This is a genomic window from Billgrantia sulfidoxydans, from assembly GCF_017868775.1.
Classification (GTDB): Bacteria; Pseudomonadota; Gammaproteobacteria; order Pseudomonadales; family Halomonadaceae; genus Halomonas; species Halomonas sulfidoxydans.
The window spans coordinates 1,866,256-1,887,879 of record NZ_CP053381.1; the positions used below are offsets into that span (position 1 = coordinate 1,866,256).

Sequence of the window (21,624 nt, forward strand, 5' to 3'; positions counted from 1 at the left end):
GCATTCTCTGAAAATTTAATAGACGATCAGTTTATTAAGAGGTGCTTTATGCGAAGTGACATGCAGGGATGCGCCGGGCTCGCCCGGCGCTTGAGTGCCCCTCAAAAGTCTGCGAAGAGCTGATCCCTACACCTTGCTCACGATCAGCGCCGCATTCACCCCACCGAAGCCGAAGCCGTTGCACAGCACGTGCTGGGTCGCGTGCTGGCGCGCCTCACCCGAGACGATGTCCAGGTCGTGCAGGTCCTCGTCGTGGTGCTCCAGGTTCAGGGTCGGGGGCAGGCGGTCGTGCATGGCGGACAGAATGGAGAAGATGCTCTCCACGCCCCCGGCGGCACCCAGCAGGTGGCCGGTCGAGGCTTTGGTGGCGGAAATCGGGATGCCGCCGAGGGCGTCGCCGAAGGCGTTGCGCAGGGCGGCGATCTCGGCCCGGTCGCCGACCGGCGTCGAGGTGGCGTGGGCATTGATATGGTCGATATCGGTGGGCGTCATGCTCGCCATTCGCAGCGCCGCGCGAATGGCCGCCGCGGCACCGCTACCGTCCTCGGGGCCGGCGGTGATGTGATGGGCATCGGCGCTGGTGCCGTAGCCGCTGAGGATGGCCAGCGGCGTGGCGCCGCGTGCCTCGGCGTGGGCCAGGGTTTCGATCACCAGCAGCCCCGCGCCTTCTCCCATCACGAAGCCGTTGCGTGCCTGGTCGAAGGGGCGCGAGGCCCGGGCGGGGTCGTCCTGCTCGGTGGAGAGCGCCTTCATGGCGTGGAAGCTGGCCAGCGACAGCGGGTCGATGCAGGCCTCGGCACCGCCCACCAGGGCCACCTCGGCCTCGCCGCTGCGGATCATGCGCATGCCGTCGCCGATGGCCTGCACGCCGGCCGCACAGGCGGTGACCGGGCAGCCGATCGGCCCGCGCAAGCCGTAGCGGATCGAGACGTTACCCGCCGCCAGGTTGGCCAGGAAGGCCGGCACGGTGAAAGGGGAGAGCCGGCGGTAGCCGCGCGTGGAGAGGGTATTCTGCGCCTGGGTGATGGTGGGGAAGCCGCCGATGCCTGAGCCGACGATGGTGGCCGTGGCCAGCCGGTCTGCGTCGCTTTCGGGGAACCAGTTGGCCTGGCGCAGCGCCTCCTCGGCGGCGGCCATGGCGTAGAGGCTGAACAGCTCCATCTTGCGACGCTCCTTGGCGTCGACCACGCGATCCGGATCGAGGCCGGCCTGGGGGTCGTCCTCGATGCCCGGCACTGAGCCTGCCACCTTGATGGGCAGCTCGCCGGTGTCGAATCGGCTGATCATGGAGAGGCCGGAACGGCCGGCCAGCAGGCGCTCCCAGCCTGCCTTGACGCCGCAACCAAGCGGGCTGATCATGCCCATGCCGGTGATGACGAGCGGTGATTGCATGGTAATTTCCTGAACAGCTTGGGGTTGTGCCACGCTAGCAGTCAGGTTGATATGATCAACATAATATTCAGCGTAGGAGTGTGAGATCGCCATGCCCTACTCGACGAACCACAAGGCCAAGTCGCGTGAGCGCATTCTCAAGTCGGCCATCGAGCTGTTCAGCCGAAAGGGCTTCGAGAAGGTCTCCATCGGCCAGATCATGAAGCTGGCCAAGATGACCCATGGCGCCTTCTATGCGCACTTCGCCTCGAAGGAAGCGCTCTATCACGCCTCGGTGCGCGAAACCCTGGAGAGCAGCCGCGCGGCCCGGTTGGTCAAGGGGCCTCTCTCAGTGAAGCACCTGACGGAGCTGGTCGCCAACTGCTGGAACCTGCAGGAACTGGAGCGCAAGCGCAAGCCGGGTCCCGAGTCGGTGCTGTTCAACGAGATCGGCAACGAGAACGCCGAGATCCGTACGCTCTTCGAAGCTTCCTACCTGCGCATGAAGAAGATGCTGGAGACCCGGCTCATCGCCTTGAGCCGCCTGAAGAAACTGCCCTTCGAGCCCGACCGCGAGATCATCGCCGACAAGTCCCGCGTGATTCTCGCCTCCCTGGTCGGTGCCGTGGCCATCGCCAAGAGCCTGCCCAGCGAGCAGGAGCGCCAGCGTATCCTCGACGCCGCCCAGCGCAACATTCTGCAGATGCTCGGCGTCGACGAGAGCGAACTGGACGGCATGACGGGAGCTGCGGGGCAGGGCGCCGTTTGAGCGTACTCGATCGGCCCTGAAGTCCGGAGCGGCGTGCCCGTCGGGGGGCGTCAGGTCATCCAGTGCACCGGCGCGCGCGGGTCGGGTTCGTAGGCGAAATAGCTGCCGGTGCGGATCGTTCGCGCCAGGTGCTCGCCGAGGCTCGGGTGATGTTGCGAGATGCGCTTGAGGGCGTAGCGCAGCGAGCGGGTGGCGCTGGTGCGAGCGCGTTCCAGGCCGTCACCGACGGCTCTGGCCCGGCCGTTCAGGCCGACGCCGCGACGAAGCTCATCGATCAGGAACTGGCGATCGGCACGCGCCAGCTCGGCGCGGTGGAAGTCGTTGTTTGCCTCGGCCTCGGCAATGTCCTCTTCGGTCTCGGCGAGCCGCTGTCGGTAGGCCTCACGCGCCTTCGAGTCGAACACTTCCAGCCCCGCCTGGCCCAAGCCGGAATGGGCATCGCGCCTGGGGCCATCCACAGTGTCACCGACAGGGAGTGAGCCACGCTCCACTGCCACCAGGTCGAGCACGTGGAATTCCCGGCCGGGCTCCGTCAGCAGGCGTTCCAGGTAGTGCATGCCCTTCAGATCCTTCAGGTACACGGTAAGACCGTCGAACGTCACCGTGCGCATGTCCCCCTCGCAACGGAAGACACACTGCTCGGGCTCGGCCGCTTGCCGCGACGCGGTGACCGGCAGGTGCTCGCGGGCCAGTTTCGCCCAGGGCAGGGCATGGAGGGTCTCGAAGGCTCGACACGCCGCCTCGAGCTCCCGTTCGGCCGTCTTCTCGTCGCCCGCCGTGCGGTGCGCCGCCGCGAGCTCGACGCGCAGTTGCGCTGCCTCGAACGGCATTCGCAGCGAGACCCACTCCATGACGGCCTCGCTGAGAAGCCGTATCGCATCGCTCGCCTGACCGTCGTACAACGCCAGGCGCCCCTGCGCGGCGAGCGCCGAGTTCTGCAGCGTGCGGCTGCGGTACGTCCGGGCGATCTCCGCGAGGTCGGCTGCGGCGGTGCGAGCCGTGTCGGCGTCTCCGGCCGCCAGCGCAATGACCACCTGGGCATCGCGCAAGGGAGCCCGCTGCAGGCCTCCCGAAGGCGGGCGCTCCTTCGACGGCACGTCGAATGGATGGTCGAGGGCGCCGTTGATCATGGACAGCGCTTCGTCGGCCCGACCCTGGGCCAATCGCAACAGCGCCAGGCCCGGCTGAGGCAGCCAGGCGTTTTGATGCGCCGCGAGAAACGCCTCCTCGGCACCGGCGAAGTCACCCTTGCGCAGCCGCGCGTTGCCGAGTTCGGTCAACGGCCAGCCGTACTCCCGCCGCATCCACGGGCGCAGCTCCTCGCAGGCCAGCAGCGCCTCCTGCTCGGCGGCGTCGCAAGGCCCGCGCAGGCGCATGATCTCCGCGCGGTGCACCCGGCAGCGCCCGTTGAGCCCACCGAACGCCGCCCCATGGCGCCAGCGTTCCATCGCCTCGGTCCACTCCTCGGCGCGGTCGTGCTGGCCGATCCACTGCATGGCGCAGATGACCTCGCACCACATCTGCCCCGTGGTGAGGGGGTCGAGATGGCCGGAGCTCAGCTCCACGGCAACGTCGTCCAGCGCACTTAGCCCCTCATCCAGGTCGCCGTCATGGATGCGGACCCGCGCCATGGCCACCCGCCCGATGATCGACGGCGGTGCCAGGCCGTGCCGTTGGCCTTCGTCCATGGCCCGTTGCGCCCACTGCGCCGTGCCCGGCATGTCACCGCACATCAGGCGCTCATAGGTGCGCACCGCGGCGAGCCACGCCCAGGCGGGATTGTCCGGCGCGTCTTGCACCAGGCGTTCCGCCCGCGACAGCCACGCGCGTACCGTGGCCATCAAACCCGTGTCCATCATCAGGTACATGCCGACCATGACGGCGGCGAAGGCAGCCTCATGGAGACGGTCCGCTTCCAGGTGCAGGTGGTAGAGCTCGCCATAGGCGGCCAGCGTACCTTCCAGGTCGCCGGTGCCGTAAGCCGCCTGGGCTCGTAGCGCCAGCAGCTCGGCTGAAGGGGGCATCGAAAGCCCGTCGAGCAGTTGCTGGGCCAGGGCGAAGTCGCCGGCGTCGAGGGCGGTGCGAATCGACGACAGGTCCGCTTTCGTCATCGCTCAATTGCCTTTTGTTGCGGTTGTAACAAGGAATGTTACGCCCTTTATGTAGGTGCCACGGCACCGAACCGAAACCGCATCCAAGAAAGGAGCATCTCGCCATGAACGAAACCCTTTATCACAGACTCGGCGGTCGCGACGGTATTGACAAGCTCTGCGACCGCATCGTCGAACTCCACCTGCAGAACGACGTCGCCGGCCCACGCTACCAGGCCCTCGACCAGGAGGCGCTGGAGCGGGCCCGCATCAAGGTCAAGGAGTTCATCGCGGCCGGTACCGGCGGGCCGGTGGAGTACACCGGGCGCTCGATGCTAGAGACGCACACCGGGATGAACGTCAGCGCGGCCGAATACGTGGCCGTGATGGACGACATCATGCAAGCCATGAACGAGATGGAGTATCCGCGCCCGGTGTGCGACGAAGTGCTGGGCATTGCCTATTCGCTCAAGGGAGAGATCATCCACCGATGAGCGAGGTCATGCCGCTCGGCCATCCCCAGCCGCGGCCGGTTGCTTCGGCCGTCGGGCCGGGTGTCCTATTCTCCCGATGCCGGTATCGGCCAGCTTGGCGCCGGTCGATGCCGGTCTGTGCAACATCGCCATGAAGGGCCAAGTCTTCGCCTAACCTGTAGCTGATGTGCTGGGCGACACCGGAAAGGGCGACGGTAACGTATACGCTACCGCGACATTTCAACTGCACTCGTTCGGCCTGGACAGGAGGAGAGCATGATGCCACGCGACAAGGCCAAGCCAGCGGCAGAAGCGAAACCGAAACTGCTTTCGGGAGGCAACCCGCAGATCCCCAAGGGTGACGGCGACGGCCCCGTACAGGCCTACATCGCCGCCATGCCGGAGTGGAAGCAGGACGTCGGGCGCCGGCTCGACGAGCTCATCGTGCGTACGCTGCCCGAGGTGCGCAAGGCCGTGAGGTGGAACTCGCCCTTCTATGGCATCGAGGGCCAGGGCTGGTTTCTCACCTTTCACTGCTTCACCAAGTACATCAAGGTGGCGTTTCTCAACGGCGCCTCGCTGGAGCCACCCCCGCCTGTCGCCTCCAAGGACCCCAACACGCGCTACCTGCACATCCACCAGGATGAGCCGATCGACGAAGCCCAACTGGAAGAGTGGCTTCGCCAGGCAGCCCGGCTGCCCGGCGAGCGGATGTTCTAGAGGACGTTCTAGCGAATGCTCATTGAACCCGTAGCCATCGCCTGAACCAAGGACTAGTTGATGATGACCACGAATCAACCGATTGCTCGATGTGCTTGTGGAAGCGTTGAACTCGAGGTAACCGGCTCCCCGATTTTGGGTGCCGCTTGCTATTGCGACGATTGCCAGGAAGGTACTCGTCAAATCGAAGGGCTCCCGAACGCACGTCCGTGCATCGATCATCGAGGCAGGCGGCTTCGAGCATCCGGTGCCATTCTTTCAGGCTGGCTTGATCCATGCCTGGCTATCAAAGCGAACTCAAACCCAGCCGCCTGACTAAACTATAAATCGTACGGCACACGTCGCCGAGGGGCATGCCATGCCGTTTACCGTGGAGCAGTTCTTCGGGGTGTTCGGGGCTTACCACGAAGCGGTCTGGCCGGCACCGCTCGTACTGAGCGGCCTGGCCCTGATCGGTATAGTGCTGATCATCAGGCCGAGCCGTTGGAGTCACGCGGCGGTAGCCGGCATATTGGCCGCACTATGGGCATGGCTGGCCATTGCCTACCACTTTGTCTTCTTCGCACGCATCAATCCGCTAGCGTATGCCTTTGCCGCCTTGTCGCTCGGCGGTGCGTCAATATTCTTCTGGGAAGGGCTGGTCCGTCATCGGCTCCGCTTCGAGTGGCGTGGCAACGCGCGTGCCTGGATCGGTGCGGCATTGGTCGGCTTCGCGTTGGGGGTATATCCGGTTTGGTCGTGGCTGGTTGGCCATACCTACCCCCACATGCCGACGTTCGGGCTTCCTTGCCCCACCACACTGTACACGCTGGGGATGTTGGCGTTCCTGGTTCCACCCTATCCGCGCTGGCCCCTCCTGGTACCGGTCATCTGGAGCGCCATCGGAGCCCAGGCCGCCTTCTTTCTAGGAGTAGGGCAGGATCTCTCCCTCATTGGGGCAGGGCTGATGGGCGTGTACCTGATGATGCGCAATGGCAGGCCGCGCCACGAGACGGCGAAGCCTACATGGTGACTGACATGCAGTTCCCTGACGGAACAGGGGGATTATCGTGCAGAATTTTTGCGTCCTTCTGCCGCCTGGCCCGTCTTCTGATGTGAAAGCCTCGCCAAGGGCGAGGCGCTCACCCCTGGAGGAACCCAAATGAAGCAGAAAGCTCAGGCACCCGTATCGGCCGAGGTGAGCCACACGCCCTCAGATATCGACATCGAACTTTTGGCCCTCGACCTTACGAGCTGTACGCGATGCGCCGGTACCCTTGAGAATATTGAAAAAGCTATCGAAATCGTGCGCCCCGCAGCTGAGGCGATCGGGACCAGGCTGAACGTCAACAAGATAATCATCGATTCAGAAGCTCGGGCTGTTCGGCACCGGTTCAGTTCCTCGCCTACCGTTCGGGTAAACGGTCTCGACCTCGCATTCGAAACCCGGGAGAGCCGCTGTGACTCCTGCACGACACTCAGCGGGTCGGATGAGGGCACGAGTTGCCGAATATGGCACTACCGTGGCGAGGAATACACAGAAGCCCCCGTTGGGTTAGTGGTCGAAGCGCTGCTCGGCGTCTTGGCGGGGCAGCGTTCCGCAGCGCCGGCACCGGTTGAATATGGGGGAGTGCCAGAAAACCTGCGGCGCTTCTTCGCCGGTAGGGCGGCCCGGCAGAACGGCGCAGCGCATTCATGCTGCGACCCAAGCGAACAGGCCAATTGCTGCCAGCCACAGGCCAAGGCCGAATGCTGCGGCCCAACCACGGAGGAGGATTCATGCGGGTGTCGTTGAGCGCGAACGACGAACAGGCCCAACGCCTGCTGTGGCAGGCGTTTCGCACCGAACTTCTACGTTTCGTGCGCAGGCGGCTGGCGGACGAGAGCGTGGCCGAGGATATCGTGCATGACGTCCTCATCAAGGCATTCTCCCGCCGCGATGAGCTGAGGGACGACTCCCGGCTGCGCGCATGGCTCTACCAGATCACCCGCAATGCGCTGGTGGATCACTACCGGGCGCACAAGCCGCTGGCACCGCTGCCGGCGGAACTGGCGGAATGGCCGGAGGCAGATGATCGAGCGGAAGCGGAGCTGGCCCTGTGCCTGCGTCCGCTCATGGACAAGCTGCCGGAAAAGTACCGCGCAGCGCTGCTCTCCACCTTGGAGAGCGGCTTGAGCCAGGAACAGTACGCATCCCAGGCGGGGCTGTCGATCTCCGGCGCCAAGTCCCGCGTGCAGCGCGGTCGTACCATGTTGCGGGATGCGCTGGTGGAGTGCTGTCGGGTCGAAATGAACCAGCGTGGAGAGGTACTGAATTACGACGTTGGCGAAGGGTGCCAATGCCGCTAGCGCAAGACCGCCCTGGGACACCGTGACATTCCATGCCGCCAATCGCTCATAGCCTGCCTCTCATAGCCTGCCCCTATCGAGCCGAAAGCCTCCCTCCAGCTTGACGGTTTCGCTCTCTAATCCTTGACTGATACTTGACGGCTTACGGGACGCTCAATGCCTGCGGCGAAGGGCTGCAAGGCGTTTACAACAACATGAGGCGATGCGGCGTTATCGGCTCAGATACCCTGTAGGCCACCATCCAGTCGAGGAGAAGACCGTGTCCGATCAAAAGCCTACACGCCGGGAGTACGGGGCGCGCACGACATCCCGTCTGCAGGGCAACGAGCACTGGTGGCCCGACCAGCTCAACCTCAACATCCTGCACCAGAAACACCCCGACGCCAGCCCGTTCGGGGCCGACTTCAGCTATGCCGAGGCATTCTCGCAGCTCGACGTCGACGAACTCTGCGCCGATCTCGATGCCTTGATGACCGATTCGCAAGACTGGTGGCCCGCCGACTGGGGCCACTACGGCCCGTTCTTCATTCGCATGTCGTGGCACGCCGCCGGCACCTACCGTGCGCTGGACGGCCGCGGCGGCGGCGGTACCGGCGCCCAGCGCTTCGCCCCGCTCAACAGCTGGCCCGACAACGGCAACCTGGACAAGGCCCGCCGCCTGCTGTGGCCGATCAAGCAGAAGTACGGCGAGAAGATCTCCTGGGCCGACCTGCTGGTTCTCGCCGGCAACCGCGCACTCGAAACCATGGGTTTCCGCACCTTCGGCTTCGGCTTCGGCCGCGCCGACATCTGGGCACCCGAGGACGACATCTACTGGGGCCCCGAGACCGAGTGGCTCGCCACCAACGACGAGCGCTACACCGGCAGCTGGGAAGACGGCAGCCGCGTGCTCGACAACCCGCTCGCCGCGGTGCAGATGGGCCTCATCTACGTCAACCCGGAAGGCCCCAACGGCATTCCCGACGCGATGAAGTCCGCCCAGGACGTACGCGAGACCTTCGCCCGCATGGGCATGAACGACCGCGAGACCGTCGCGCTGACGGTGGGCGGCCACACCTTCGGCAAGATGCACGGCAACGGCTCGCCGGATGCCGTGGGCGAGGCCCCCGAGGCTGCCAAGATCCACCTGCAGGGCTTCGGCTGGGCCAACACCAATGAAACCGGCCTCGGCGAGTACACCGTGACCTCCGGCCTCGAAGGCGCCTGGACCCCGACGCCGACCCAGTGGGACAACGCCTACCTCAACACCATCTTTGCCCATCAGTGGGAGGTGAAGAAATCGCCCGCCGGCGCCAACCAGTGGGAGCCGGTCGAGGTCAAGGAAGGCTACTGGGTGCCCGACGCCCATGTGGAAGGCAAGAAGAACCCGCCGGTGATGAACACCGCCGACATGGGGATGATCACCGACCCCATCTACCTCGAGATCGCCAAGGACTTCCACCAGAACCCCGAGAAGCTCGCCGACGAGTTCGCCCGCGCCTGGTACAAGCTGCTGCATCGCGACATGGGCCCGCGCGCCCGCTACCTCGGCCCGCAGGTGCCCGACGAGGTGCTCGTATGGCAGGACCCGGTGCCCGAGCACCAGGGGCCGCTGGTCAACGACCAGCAGATCGCCACGCTCAAGCAGCAGATCGCCGACTCTGGCCTCAGCGCCAAGCAACTGGTGAGCACCGCCTGGGCCTCGGCCTGCACCTACCGCCAGACCGACCACCGCGGCGGCGCCAATGGCGCGCGCATCTGTCTCGAGCCGCAGACCGGCTGGGACATCAACCTGCGCTCCGGCGTGTACGACGTCATCGACAAGCTCAAGCAGATCAAGGACGCCTCGGACGCCAACATCTCGCTGGCGGACATGATCGTGCTGGGCGGCAGCGTCGGGGTCGAGATGGCGGCCAAGGCGGCCGGGCACAACATCACCGTGCCGTTCACCCCGGGCCGTACCGACGCCACCCAGGAAATGACCGAGGTGGATACCATCGCCTACCTGGAGCCGAGGCACGACGCCTTCCGCAACTACATGCAGCCCCAGGTGACCTCCATCCCCGCCGAACACCTGATGGTCGACCGCGCCTTCATGCTCAACCTCAGCGTACCGCAGATGGCCGCACTGCTCGGCGGCATGCGGGCCATCGGCGTCAACGTGGGAGACAACGACGACGGCATCCTCACCGACCGCCCCGGCCAGCTGACCAACGACTTCTTTGTCAACCTCGTCGATATGGGCACCGTGTGGGAGCCCCTCGATGACAGCGAAGAGCGCTTCGAAGGCCGCCACCGCAAGACGGGCGAGAAGAAGTGGACCGCCACCCGCGTCGACCTCGTGTACGGCTCCAACTCCCAGCTACGCGCCATCGCCGAGGAGTACGCCGCCAACGGCGGTGAGGAGCGCATGATCGACCGCTTCGTGAAAGGGTGGGTCAAGGTCATGGAGAACGACCGCTTCGACCTGCACCGCTGAACGACAGGTCCGCGGCAGTAACGCGGACCTGGCTCAAAAAACCGACCCCGAAGGTGGTAATCCCGCCTTCGGGGTTCTTAATTCCACCTAATGCTTTCGTTGGCATTGCCCTCAACGTAATGCTTAGTTACGGTTAGTAAAAAGCTGCAAAGAATAGCTTAGAGACCAAGTAATACGCAGGGACTGCCGCATTAGGATGATGCGAATCATCATCCATTCTGCCAGCAGGGGCGGTAGCGTGCCCCGACTCCCAAACTCCCCCTCCCGACACCTGCTTTACCTTCTATCTCAGTAATACCTACTGATTCAGAACCGTTCGGCCGTGCGTGGCATTCTGACAGCATCCTGATTAACCAAGGATAACTGATGCGGCACGAAGGCAAGCTCACACAGTGGAACGACGCCAAGGGCTTCGGGTTCACCACGCCAGCCGCAGGCGGCCCTCGCGTATTCGTCCACATCAGCGCCTTTCCCCGCGGTGGGCGCCGCCCAACACTCAACGAGCCGATTACCTACCAGCTGACACAAGATAGCCAAAACAGACCGAAAGCCCAGAAGGTGGGCTACCTGAAAGCAGCACGCAGCGCATCCCCACGCTCCAGAGGGCTGATGTTGGCATCCGCCATCGCCGCTGCGTTCTTCGCGCTCCTGGCTGCCTTGAGCGGGCTGGGCTACGTGCCAATGCAGCTCCTGGCGGCATACGCGCTGCTGAGCGTGATCACCTTCGCCATGTACGGCATCGACAAAGCCGCAGCAGGGAAGGGCAGAAGGCGCTCACCAGAAGCCACGCTTCTCTTCGCAGGCCTGATCGGTGGCTGGCCCGGAGCGCTGGTAGCGCAGCGGTTGTTTCGGCACAAAACCAGAAAGCAGCCGTTTCAGGCCATATTTTGGTGTGGGGTGGTGGTGAATTGTGGGGTGTTTGGGTGGCTTGTTTATACGGGGGAGGTGGCGCGGCTTTGGGCTGGTTTTGGGTTTGAGCCAACAAAATTTGGAGTAATCGGCTGCGCATCAGGCTTTCTGGAAATTTGCATGCTAACTAATTTAAATTTTAATATTTCTAAATTTGGCTGAATTAAAAAGAGAAAGATATGGATATTATTAAAATTAAGAAAGATATTTATGAGGCAATAAAGAACGGCGAAATATCTAAGTCTGTTGTTGAAAAGCTTGTAAGAAGGGACGGCGCGCTGATCTCGAAAGAGTGTGAGTTGTGGGACTACAAAAAAACTTTTGAAGAGGATAAAGATTCATATTTAAAAATATTAAAATCGATAATCAGTTTCCACAATACTTTTGGTGGATACATGATTTTTGGTGTGGAGGAAAAAGTTAAAGATACTTCTTTTATTCTTTGTGGTGTGGAAAAGAATCTCATAGATCAACAGAAGCTTAGGGGGCAATTTGATAGGTATTTTAATCAGCGGCTTGATTTGACTTATGAAGAAATATTAATTTCTTCCGGGACGGGAAAAGTGCTTGTTGGTTTGCTCCATATACCTAAGAGAGATAAAAAAAATCACTCTGTTGCAGCAGTGATTGATGGAGCAAACACGAAGAATAAAATTATATTGGCAAAAGATGCTGTTTATATCAGAAAGCTAGACGAGTGTAAGCAAGTTGTCACACAGGCTGATTTTGAGTTCCTTGTGTCTGAGAGAAATTTTAATACTGAAGCTACTACCAAACAATCAAGGAAAAAAATAATTGAACACAACCTGCCAGATAAAAATTTCATATGTCCTGATTTTATTGGTAGGTTTGAAATACTCCAAGAGTTATGGTCTTGGCTTTCAGATGATTTCCAGTACACTAAAGTTTTGGCTGCAGATGGAGGTAAAGGGAAAACATCTATTGCGTATGAATTCTGCCAGCTGATAATTAAATCAGGCACAGAGCTATTTGAGCAAGTAATTTGGCTGACCGCAAAGAAGCGGCAATTTAAAGCGGCCTATAACCAGTATGTAAGAACTCCGGATACCCATTATAATGACCTAGAGTCGTTGCTAAGCGAGGTTTGCTTAAGGACGGGATCTCTACCTGATGAAGTAACGGATTTTACACTGCAGCAATTGCAAAGATCTGCCAGAGAAGGTTTGAGCTTAATCCCATCTTTTGTTGTTATTGATGATATCGATTCAAATTCTCCCGAAGAGCAAAAGCGTATTATGGAGATTGCGCGCACCATCTCTAATTCGTCTTCTAGGATATTGATGACCACGCGCGCCAATAATATTTATTCTAGTGATTCTTCCATATTGGTCCCAGGCCTAGAAGGAGAGGAATACAAGGATTTAATTGATTCTTTGTGTGGATCACTTGGTTTGCAAAGATATAACGATAAAAACATAAACAAATTGAATGCGGCGTCCGAGGGCTCTCCGTTATTCACAGAATCAATTTTAAGGTTATGCAAGCTTGGTCTTTCAGTAGATAAAGCCATTTTAGACTGGTCAGGAAAAAGTGGTGATACGGTTCGAGAAGCAGCATTGAGAAAAGAGGTATCTGAACTATCGTCTGAGGCAATAAAAATCCTTTTAACAATAAGTTATATAGGATCGCTATCGCGAAGTGAACTCCATTTATACACAGATTTAGAAAATTCAGAGATTAATGAGTCCATAGAGCAGTTGGGAAATCTTTTTTTAATTAGCAGCATTGAATTTATTGAGGAAGAGCCGAGATTTGAAAGCACGTCATCAATAAGTAAGTTGGTGTTGTCAATAGCAAGCGATATTGTTCCCAATTCAGAGCAATATATTAGTCGAATTAGAGAAATTAGCGAAGGGCTGGAGGCAAATACCAAAATACATATTCCAGAGGTAGGTGCGGCCATTCGTCAATGTAATTCACTAATAAAAGAAGAAAGATACGATGACGCAAGAAATACTGTGCTTTCTTTGTTGAGACAGCCGAGATATAAAGAAAATAGCGATCTCTATTTTATGTTGGCTAAGACCGAGTATGAAGACCCCAACATTAACGACGAAGTAGCCAGAAAATATTTTTCAGAAGCCTTTATTAAGGGGCAAAGGAAGCCAGCATTTTTTGAAATGTGGTACCAGACTGAAGTAAACCATGGCACTAATATAAAAATATTAGAAGTATGCGATCATGCCCTTCGTAGCATGGGGAAGTTTGATACACAGTGGGGGGAGAGAAAAGCATATGCTAGTTACAATTTGGCGATGAGTACTGAAAATTTTGAAAATAAAATTCGTTATTTGGTTTCGTGCTACGAAAATTCTTCAAAGCTAATTAAGCTTTCAAAAAAGGAGCGATGGGAAAGATTTAAGGAGTTGAACATTAAGGTTGTAGACAACATTTGGAATGAATCGATTAATAATGGCATGTATGAGGTGGCTGGGCGCGCAATTATAAACGCTGTTAATGGTGGAGATATTCGAAGTGCTAATTTTAACAGAATAATTGAAGTTTCCCATTTTTATGCGGATGAAAAATCAGTATCAGACGAAGCATTCAGAGAACTTCGAGATTTTCTCGAATGGGCTCCGAAGCTAGTCCGTGAGGGGGCTATTAGTAGAGAGGCGCTCGCTCTAAAGTTAGATCAATCTTACCGCACAATGTTAGCATCTGTACGCAACAAGAAAATTCAGGTGACAGCTTAGTTTTTTCGAATCTAATGTTGCCATTACGAATCGTTTGTACGCTCTTTTGGCAGAGATAGAGAGCTATAGCGGTTTATTTTGCTACGAAAGTAGAAAGCAATACCAAGTCTTGGAAGCACACACTTTGACTTGTTATGAAGCCGAAGATTGCCCACCACGAAATGAGATACTTTCCCTATGGATTCGGTGTCGCTCTGTTTGCCATGCTCCGCGAATATCTGAGCGACAGCGAATTCAGAAAACGATTGATGGTCGATTGTGATTTCAGTGTACTTTATCGGGGAGGTCCAACCGCTTTTCCGCCGCGCTGCAGCTCCAAAACGGCCCGTGCGTTATGTATTTATCTAGTGCGAGGGGATCATGGAAGAAGAAAAATATTTGGGTTACATAAAATATGACGGCCCTCTGATTGAAGATGGGTTGATGGATGGACGAAGGCAGGCTCAAGCATTAATAGGTTTTGATTCTGCCATCCGCTACTTTATCGGTAAGCTTGCGCCTGATCTCCAAAATTTGGACTTTGAGATACCGGTCCGCATAAGAAAAGGCTCATGGGAAGCCTTGATACCGGAGACAGTAGCCGGTTGGACACAGGCAGGCTTAGGTGTGGTTGCAACGGCCTACTTGACTAAAGCTGCACAGAAGATGGCCGAAAAGGATTTCTCGGATTTTGGGTTCAAAGATATTTTTCGAGCATCTCTTGATGGAGTAAAATGGTTTGCCCGGATTGGCAAACACATGGGAGATGTTTCGATCCGTAAGTTTTCTGACGTCCGGTTTGATAGTTCAAAGGGGTTAATAGGCATCGTTAATGCTCAGGGAGAGATTCTCTACGTTCCTAAACACATGATAGAAATTTACAGTCAGTGCCCTGCCAATATCTTGGAGAACATTGCAAACAATATCACTTATGGTAGAAATTTAGTTATTGGATCGGTTGAAGATGATATTCTGGATGAAGTTACGATAGACAATGGCGAAAAGTACATATTCTGCCAAGACGAACAAGAGAAGGAAAATGAAATTCTTTTTCCTGATCTTGAGCATGGTACTGAAGTTGTCCTTGAAGGTGAGGTAACCAGGGAGAATAAAACGTCAAATTCGATGGGCTTTAAATACAATGATCATATTCTAACCTCCTATCCCGAAATTGGCAGTATTGTTCAGTATAAGCACCTTATATTTTCAGAATGTCGGCTATATGGGCGCGTAAGTCGCTTGGACGAAAAAGGACGGCTTAGCGCAAGGAGGCCTAAGTTGATTTTTCGTCACCTAGAGAAAATAAGAGGAGACGAAAATTACGATCTTTTCAATCAGTAAATAAAAAATTCAGCCACGGCGACTCCTTTTCCATTGCGGCTTCGCCTACATTTCAAAGGCGCGCATACTGCGGGCTTTAGCTGCATTCGAGTACAAAGGAATTTTTTATTCAATGTTCAAAGAACAGGTTATAGACAGAATTACAAAAGAGTTCGGGCGTCCATCGCGCGAGACGGTGAAAGTAACCGCATGGGATGTAGGAAGCAGCCTAGCCGTGGTGGTTCAAATAGATCAGCCAAATAAAGATGATTATGCTTACGTATGGCTGCCATATCCCCCTGATTCGGAGACTGTTCCAGAAATCGCATTGGAATATGCCGCTGAATCTGGCAGGCACAGTAATACTTACCCATCACCAGGATTGGAAAGGGGAAAGGCTGCCCTAAAGCTCATCATAACAAGCACGGAAGAACTGGATGATTTGATTGCTTATATCAATGCTTTCAAGTCCTTTCTGCCGCTCCCAGATTTCAAGGCTAGCCCGCGACAGGAATCGCAGCCTGAACCTGTCACTGAAGAAAGCTTGATTCGTGTCGATACATCGTCAATGCCGAACCCTAAGCCAATAAAACCGCGTCGAGAGGCCATACCCAGACCGGTTCAAAGGGAGGTGTGGCAAAGGGACGGAGGCAAGTGCGTAGAATGTAGTTCCAATGTAAAACTATGCTTTGATCACATTGTTCCTTTTTCGAAAGGTGGCAGCAATTCAGTTCGGAACCTGCAATTACTTTGTGAGCGTTGCAATCTATCAAAAGGCAACAGAATATAGGTGGCAAACAAGGCGTTGCTGACGGACAATTTGCCGCAGAGCGCGGCGTTAGCTGTGGGAGGTGCATAGATTGATCGAAGGAAAATTTCGAGGCTGCATGGCCAGAGTATTTTGACGTTGTTGCGGATGTGGAATGGACGCAACCGGCTCCGCATGATCTTCTTTACTCGGGAGGCGTCGAGGCTGATGCAACTGCATACTTTTACAGCATCGTTGGGTATGTTGGAAAGCAGTGGTGGCCTTACTACCTTGGCATGGTTTTCAACCAAAGTGCATCCATCAGAAATCAGCAGCGTGATCATCTTGAACGGATGATCAAGCTCCAGGCAAGCAATCCAGGAGTCTCTTTTTCAATCACACTAGGGACCCCATGCTTCCGCGTGGGAAAATGCACCAGGGACTACATCCAAGCAATCGAAGGGCTCCTAATATACGGAAACTGGCATGAGAATATGATCAACGAAAGGAAGATCAGTCGCTTTTCGCATGCTAGGCAAATATTTATTCGCAACACTGGCTGGAATGAGCACGTTGAGGCGGAGTTTGCTTACGGTGTGTTCTACCGGTAGTCATCAGGCCAGCCAAAGGACCCCAAATTGATCATCCCCCAAGACGGGCGTTTGCGGCTGGATCGTGAGCGCTTGAAGCTGCATCGCAAGCGGCTGGGCCTGAGTCAGGAGGCGCTGGCCGAGTACTGTTTTGATCGGCGCTTGTGCGTCTCCATCGCTTCCATCAAGCGGGCGGAGAGTGGCAAGGCGGTGCTGTATCGTACCGCGCGCCATCTGGCCGAGATCTACGAGGTCGAGGTCGAGGAGCTGTCGGCGGAGGCCGAGGAGGCTGCCGTTGTCGCTTCCGATATCGAGGAGATGGAGAGCGCCCGCGTGCTGATCCAGTTGCACGCCGTGGCGGCCGATCCCTCGGCGCTGGCGAGCTGGGTGCAGCATTTCGGCGGTAGCCTGGCGGAAGGGGGCACGGCGCTGTTCGGGCTGCCCCGGGCTTACCGCAGCGATGCGCAGCGCGGCCTGCTGTGTGCCGCCACCCTGGTGGAGCAGGGGGTGGCCCGCGGCGTGTATCTTCAGGCCGGCCATTGGCCTACGGCTACGCCGCTTTCCATGTCGGGTGGGCAGAGCGGTGTGTGGGTCGAGCGTGGGGTGGCGGTGCAGTTGGCGGAGCGCTTCGTTTTCGATGACGAAGGCGGGGAGTGGCTGCGCTATCGCCAACCCCGGGACGAAGCTCATGACGCCCGCTTCGAGCTGGTGGGGCGCCGGGTGCAGTTGGGCCAGCTGCAAGCCATCCTGGAGAGCACCCAGGCCTACCAGGCCGGTCATCTGATCTATATCCGCGGGGTGGCGGGCATCGGCAAGACGCGCCTGAGCGCGGAGTTTGCCGAGATGGCCGCGGCCCATGCCGATCATCACCAGGCCGAGGTGCTGGACTTCGGTACCCGGGCCGATGAAGGCCCACTGATGCAGCTCACGCGCTCGCTGCTGGAAACCTCCGCCGAGGCGAAAGCGGAAATTCTGGACGAGGCTCTCCTGCTGGCCCGTCTCTCGGCGCTGCGCCTGCCCATGGATCACGCCATGCTGCTGCGCCCGCTGCTGGGCTTGCCTCAGCCGGAGGAGGCGCAGTCGCTCTATGCCGCCATGACTCCGGCGACCCGCAGCCAGCGCCTGGTGCTGGCACTGCGCGATCTGCTCCTGGCGCGCTCCATTCATCGCCCGCAACTGGTGGTGGTGGAGGACCTGCACTGGGCCGACGAGGCGCTGCTGGCCACGCTCACCGGGCTGCTGCAGGGTACCCAGGAAGCGCCGGTGATCTGGCTGTTCACCTCGCGCCTGGAGCAGGACCCGCTGGAGAGCCGCCTGCGCCCGCAGTTGCCGGAGCTGCCGCTCACTCTGATCGAGCTGCCGCCGCTGCGCCCGCAGGAGGCCGAGGCCCTGGTGGCCAGCTACGGCACGGTACCCGCCGAGCACGCCGCCCGCTGCGTGACCCAGGCCCAGGGCAACCCGCTGTTCCTGACCCAACTGCTGCTGTTCCATCCTCATCGCAGCCTGCCGGCCAGCCTCGCCAATCTGGTACAGAGCAAGCTGGATCAGCTCACCGATCTGGATCGTCGGGCCATGTGCATCGCCGCGGTGATGGGACAGCGCTTCTCCCTGGCCTCGCTGCAGGAGGTGCTGGGGCAGGCCGATTATCAGCCCGAACTGCCCCAGCGCTACAGCCTGGTGCGCCCGCTGGAAGAGGGCAGCTACCGCTTCGTGCACGACCTGATCCTGCAAGGCATCTACGAGGGGATTCCCAAGATCCAGCGCGACCGCCTGCACCTGCGGTTGGCTGCGCTCTACGGCGAGGCGGAACCTGGCTTACGGGCGCGCCACCTGCATCGGGCGCGCTCGCTGGAGGCGCCGAATGCCTTCCTGCAGGCGGTGGCGGCGGAAATGGCCCGCTATCGCCACGAGGAAGCCATGGCGCTGCTGCGGGATTGCCGCGCCATCGACTATGCGCCGAAGGATGAGTACCGGCTGATGCTGCTGCAGGGCCAGGTGGCGATGGCCACCGGGCAGATCCAGGCGGCGCGGGAGCACTTCGAGGCGGCGCGCAGCTTCGCCCGGGAAGAGTGTCAGCGCATCACGGCCGATCTTTGGCTGGCCCGGGTGCTGAACATGCTCGATGCGCTGGCGGCGGAGGAGGCGATTCTCGACGGCCTGCTGCCCCTGGCCGAGGCGCTGGAGGATCCCTTGCCCCTGGCCGAGGCGCTCTATCTCAAGGGCAATCTCTACTTCCCCCGGGGCGACTTTGCCACCAGCCGCGCCTATCACTCCCGCGCCCTGGAGCAGGCCCGCCGTGGCGGCGACGTGCGCACCGAGATCCAGGCCCTGAGCGGGCTGGGCGATGCCCACTATGCCGAGGGGCAAATGCTCAGCACCCTCGAGCTGTTCGATCACTGCGTAGCGCTGTGCCGAACCCATGGCCACGCCGAGCTGGAGGCCTCCAACCTGTTCATGCTGGGCACCGCGCGCATTTACGCCAACCAGACCGAAGCGGCGCTGGCCGACTGTTTCGATGCCGCCGAGCTGGGCAAGCGGGTCGGTAACCGGCGTGCCGAGGTGGTGGCGCGGCTCACGGCGGGGTGGATTCTGCTCTCCCAGGGCGAGCCGTATGCGGCGGACGAGCAGATCGAACAGGCGCTGACGGTGGCGCGTGGCCTGGGCTCCGGTCGCTTCGAGGCGTTCCTGCTGGAGAGTCGCGCCCGGGTCGAGCTGATCACCGGACGGCTGGTCGAGGCGCGAGCCAGCATCGAGCGTGCCTGGCAGCTGGTCGAACAGCACGGCCTGAAGGCCTTTATCGGCCCCTGGGTGCTAGGCACCCGGGCGCTGCTGGAAGAGGAGCCCGAGACGCGCCGGGCGACGCTACAAGAGGGCGAAGCGCTGCTGGATGCCGGCTGCGTGGGGCACAACGGCTATCGCTTCCTGATCGCGGCGGCGGAGGTCAGCCTGCTCGACGGGCGCCCGCAGGCGGCTCGCCACTACGCCCGGCGCCTGACCCAGCTGATGGGGGCGGAGCCCTGTGCCTGGGGCGAGCACCACTGCGCCTTGATCGAGGCCTATGCCGATTGGCTGGAGAACGGCCAAGCGGAGGGCGAGAAGGGCGGCGAGGAGAGCACCCTGAAAGCCCTACGGGCGTGCTGGCACCGTGGCGAAGCCGCTGGCCTGGTGATGACGCTGCCCCGCCTGGCTGCCAGTCGGCACTAGCCGCAGGACTTTCTCATCCCGGCGCTCCGCCGTGCCCAGCAGCAGCTCGACGAGATGCGCCGACTGCTCCAGGCACTGCTCCTGCAGGCCGGCGCCGCGGGTCCAGCCGCCGGCGAACAGCAGCGGGCAACCCTCTTGGCCCTCGGCGCTCCGTCGGGCGGTGGCCTGGTTGTAGCGCTCGATCTCCGCCTGCGCCTCCAGGCAATTGGCATCCAGCACGTTGTGCTTGAACAGGGTCCAGGCCTTGGATTCCAGGGCGCTGTCCAGCGGCGGCAGCCGGTCCCGATAGCCGCCCTCGCCGGGAGCGGCGGTCATCGGTACGGACTCGTCCAGGGGAGGGGACTGCCGCTCGAGCATCTCGCTGCGGGGAATCCGGTTCAGATCATCCACCAGGGAGACGAAGTACTGCGGCAGGCCCGCCTGGTTGTACGCGGGGTTCTCGGCATCGTTCTGGTGGCGATTGGCCACGTAGTCGATGCGGTAGGGGAAGAAGGTGTCCTCGGGATTGCGCACCTCGATGTTGTAGGTGCGCCACAGGTTGCGATCGGGCGGCAGGCGCGCGGCGGCGGTGTGGCAGACGCCGAAGCTGCGGGTGTAGCGCACCTTGCCGAGGATATGCCGCAGCTCCCGCTGGGTGTCGCTCAGGCCGTCGCCGAAGGTCAGCAGCGGCAGGGCGTCTTCGGCATGGGTGGCCATGAACAGCAGGTCGGCTTTCCAGCGTCGCTCGCCGGGGGCACGCTCCGTCAGCGTCACACCCTGGGGCGAGAGGCTGGCTTCCACCTCGATGCCGCGCAGGATCTGAACGCGGGGGCCCGGCGTATTGGGGTTGAGGATATGCGCGGCCAGGGCCTCCAGCCAGTGCTGGGCGCCGTGCTCGAAGTAGCGGCGGTCCGGCGGTGAGCCGCCCTCCTGAATGCGGTAGTACTCGAAGGGGGCCTGGAGCGGCATGCCGCCCGGGCCGCGATCGTCGGCGAAGTACATGGCCGAGATGCGGGGGTAGTAGATGGTCTGGCGGATACGCTCCAGCCGCGCCGGTAGCTCCGGGTCCTGCCAGTCGATGGTGACGCTCAAACGCTCCGCCGCCGCGGCCAGCATCTCGGCGGGGGCGGCAGCGCAGGCGTCGAAGAAGTCGTCCACCGTATAGCGCGGCGTAACGCGGTGATTCTCCACCAGGGCGATGGCACTTTGATGAACCACGGGGATCAGCAGTGCCAGCCGGCCTCCATCGACCTTGCACAATTCGTGGGCCGGGTCGCTGACGCCACGAAACAGCTCCTTGTCGTCGGTCAGGGCAATGCTTCCGTCGCGGCTGAAATAGCTCTCGGTATTCTCCAGCGGCTTCATGCGCTCCAGCTCGCCGATCTCGCCGAGTATCGTGCGCAGGCGGTGGTAGGTCGCCAGGTTGACGTCATTGACGCCCAGGTCGGCCCAGCGGCGATAGGGCGTTTCGGGCTTGCCAGGGTACCGCCGCACCCCCAGGTCGACCCACACCGTCTCGGCGTTGCCGCCCAGGCTGGCCTTGCGCTCGAAGATCGTGACCTCGAGCTGCCGGGCCGTCTCGTGCCCCAGCTTCTGGCAGCCGAGTTTTTGCAGATAGTAGGCCAGCGACAGGCCGGAAACCCCGCCGCCGATGATGGCGATCCGTAGCGGTGCATGGTCCATGGTGACGCCCCCAGTCGTTGTTTTCATAAGAATCCGCCAGGAGGATGTCGCGTCCAAGAGGCTTAGATGAGGTGATACCGAAGTGATCCGTTGCGCTTGGCAGGGCTGACTCCGGCGTTCGTGGTGATACCGAGGTGATGCGGTCAGCCACTTCCAGTCGGGGGCCGTCTCCATCGTCAGCGGTGTCGGTGGGGGCAAGTGGCACTGAGTCGGGAACTTTGAGCTGGTCACATCCGGGGGCGCTACGGCGCCCCTGTTCATTTGAGCGGCTATACTTGCTCCATGC

16 protein-coding genes are annotated in these 21,624 nt (G+C 59.7%); 13 read left to right on the top strand and 3 right to left on the bottom strand.

Translation table 11 applies throughout. The features are described from left to right. Nucleotides 1–126 precede the first annotated feature (126 nt). Nucleotides 127–1,392 (bottom strand): beta-ketoacyl-ACP synthase II, encoded by a 1,266-nt coding sequence (gene fabF / locus HNO51_RS08715; RefSeq protein ID WP_209538977.1) that lies wholly within the window; start codon nucleotides 1,390–1,392, stop codon nucleotides 127–129. 91 nt (nucleotides 1,393–1,483) lie between these two features. On the opposite strand from fabF, the gene HNO51_RS08720 reads away from it, so the two are divergent. Next, nucleotides 1,484–2,140 carry a TetR/AcrR family transcriptional regulator gene (locus HNO51_RS08720; protein ID WP_209538978.1) on the top strand — a complete coding sequence of 219 codons (657 nt, stop codon included), beginning with the start codon at nucleotides 1,484–1,486 and terminating at the stop codon, nucleotides 2,138–2,140. A gap of 50 nt (nucleotides 2,141–2,190) precedes the next feature. Here HNO51_RS08720 and HNO51_RS08725 read toward each other — a convergent pair whose 3' ends face one another. Then, entirely contained in the window at nucleotides 2,191–4,251 is a 2,061-nt protein-coding gene (locus HNO51_RS08725; protein ID WP_209538979.1) for an ATP-binding protein, read from the bottom strand. Between the two features lie 104 nt (nucleotides 4,252–4,355). Here HNO51_RS08725 and HNO51_RS08730 point away from each other — a divergent pair, with 104 nt between their 5' ends. The 12 genes from HNO51_RS08730 (at nucleotide 4,356) to HNO51_RS08780 (ending at nucleotide 19,676) form a co-directional block, all read left to right on the top strand. Next, nucleotides 4,356–4,724, top strand: a complete 369-nt coding sequence (locus HNO51_RS08730; RefSeq protein WP_209538980.1) for a group I truncated hemoglobin — start codon at nucleotides 4,356–4,358, stop codon at nucleotides 4,722–4,724. Nucleotides 4,725–4,979: 255 nt separating this feature from the next. Beyond that, complete coding sequence (locus tag HNO51_RS08735) at nucleotides 4,980–5,423, top strand: DUF1801 domain-containing protein (protein ID WP_209538981.1); 444 nt, start codon at nucleotides 4,980–4,982, stop codon at nucleotides 5,421–5,423. Nucleotides 5,424–5,486: 63 nt separating this feature from the next. Then, nucleotides 5,487–5,738, top strand: coding sequence for a GFA family protein (locus HNO51_RS21310; RefSeq protein WP_479688693.1), 252 nt, complete (start codon nucleotides 5,487–5,489; stop codon nucleotides 5,736–5,738). Nucleotides 5,739–5,781: 43 nt separating this feature from the next. Next, nucleotides 5,782–6,435 carry a DUF6064 family protein gene (locus tag HNO51_RS08740; RefSeq protein ID WP_209538982.1) on the top strand — a complete coding sequence of 218 codons (654 nt, stop codon included), beginning with the start codon at nucleotides 5,782–5,784 and terminating at the stop codon, nucleotides 6,433–6,435. A gap of 129 nt (nucleotides 6,436–6,564) precedes the next feature. Then, the gene (locus tag HNO51_RS08745; protein ID WP_209538983.1) at nucleotides 6,565–7,197 is read left to right on the top strand and encodes a DUF2703 domain-containing protein; all 633 of its coding nucleotides are present in this window, start codon (nucleotides 6,565–6,567) and stop codon (nucleotides 7,195–7,197) included. Further along, nucleotides 7,182–7,751, top strand: a complete 570-nt coding sequence (sigZ, locus tag HNO51_RS08750) for an RNA polymerase sigma factor SigZ (protein ID WP_209538984.1) — start codon at nucleotides 7,182–7,184, stop codon at nucleotides 7,749–7,751. Before HNO51_RS08745 ends, sigZ begins: the two co-directional genes overlap by 16 nt. Nucleotides 7,752–8,010: 259 nt before the next feature. Beyond that, on the top strand, nucleotides 8,011–10,209 hold the full coding sequence (gene katG, locus HNO51_RS08755; RefSeq protein ID WP_209538985.1) for a catalase/peroxidase HPI: 2,199 nt from the start codon (nucleotides 8,011–8,013) through the stop codon (nucleotides 10,207–10,209). A 366-nt stretch (nucleotides 10,210–10,575) separates the two neighbouring features. Next, on the top strand, nucleotides 10,576–11,280 hold the full coding sequence (locus HNO51_RS08760) for a DUF1294 domain-containing protein (RefSeq protein WP_209538986.1): 705 nt from the start codon (nucleotides 10,576–10,578) through the stop codon (nucleotides 11,278–11,280). A gap of 17 nt (nucleotides 11,281–11,297) precedes the next feature. Further along, nucleotides 11,298–13,835 (top strand): ATP-binding protein, encoded by a 2,538-nt coding sequence (locus HNO51_RS08765; protein WP_209538987.1) that lies wholly within the window; start codon nucleotides 11,298–11,300, stop codon nucleotides 13,833–13,835. Nucleotides 13,836–14,195: 360 nt separating this feature from the next. After that, complete coding sequence (locus tag HNO51_RS08770) at nucleotides 14,196–15,155, top strand: hypothetical protein (protein WP_209538988.1); 960 nt, start codon at nucleotides 14,196–14,198, stop codon at nucleotides 15,153–15,155. Between the two features lie 112 nt (nucleotides 15,156–15,267). Then, nucleotides 15,268–15,924 (top strand): HNH endonuclease, encoded by a 657-nt coding sequence (locus HNO51_RS08775; protein WP_209538989.1) that lies wholly within the window; start codon nucleotides 15,268–15,270, stop codon nucleotides 15,922–15,924. 596 nt (nucleotides 15,925–16,520) lie between these two features. Then, nucleotides 16,521–19,676 carry an ATP-binding protein gene (locus tag HNO51_RS08780; protein ID WP_209538990.1) on the top strand — a complete coding sequence of 1,052 codons (3,156 nt, stop codon included), beginning with the start codon at nucleotides 16,521–16,523 and terminating at the stop codon, nucleotides 19,674–19,676. On the opposite strand, the gene HNO51_RS08785 is transcribed toward HNO51_RS08780, so the two are convergent. Then, on the bottom strand, nucleotides 19,599–21,365 hold the full coding sequence (locus tag HNO51_RS08785; protein ID WP_242597236.1) for an NAD(P)-binding protein: 1,767 nt from the start codon (nucleotides 21,363–21,365) through the stop codon (nucleotides 19,599–19,601). The two genes, HNO51_RS08780 and HNO51_RS08785, sit on opposite strands and share 78 nt — an antisense overlap. Between the last annotated feature and the right edge of the window lie 259 nt (nucleotides 21,366–21,624).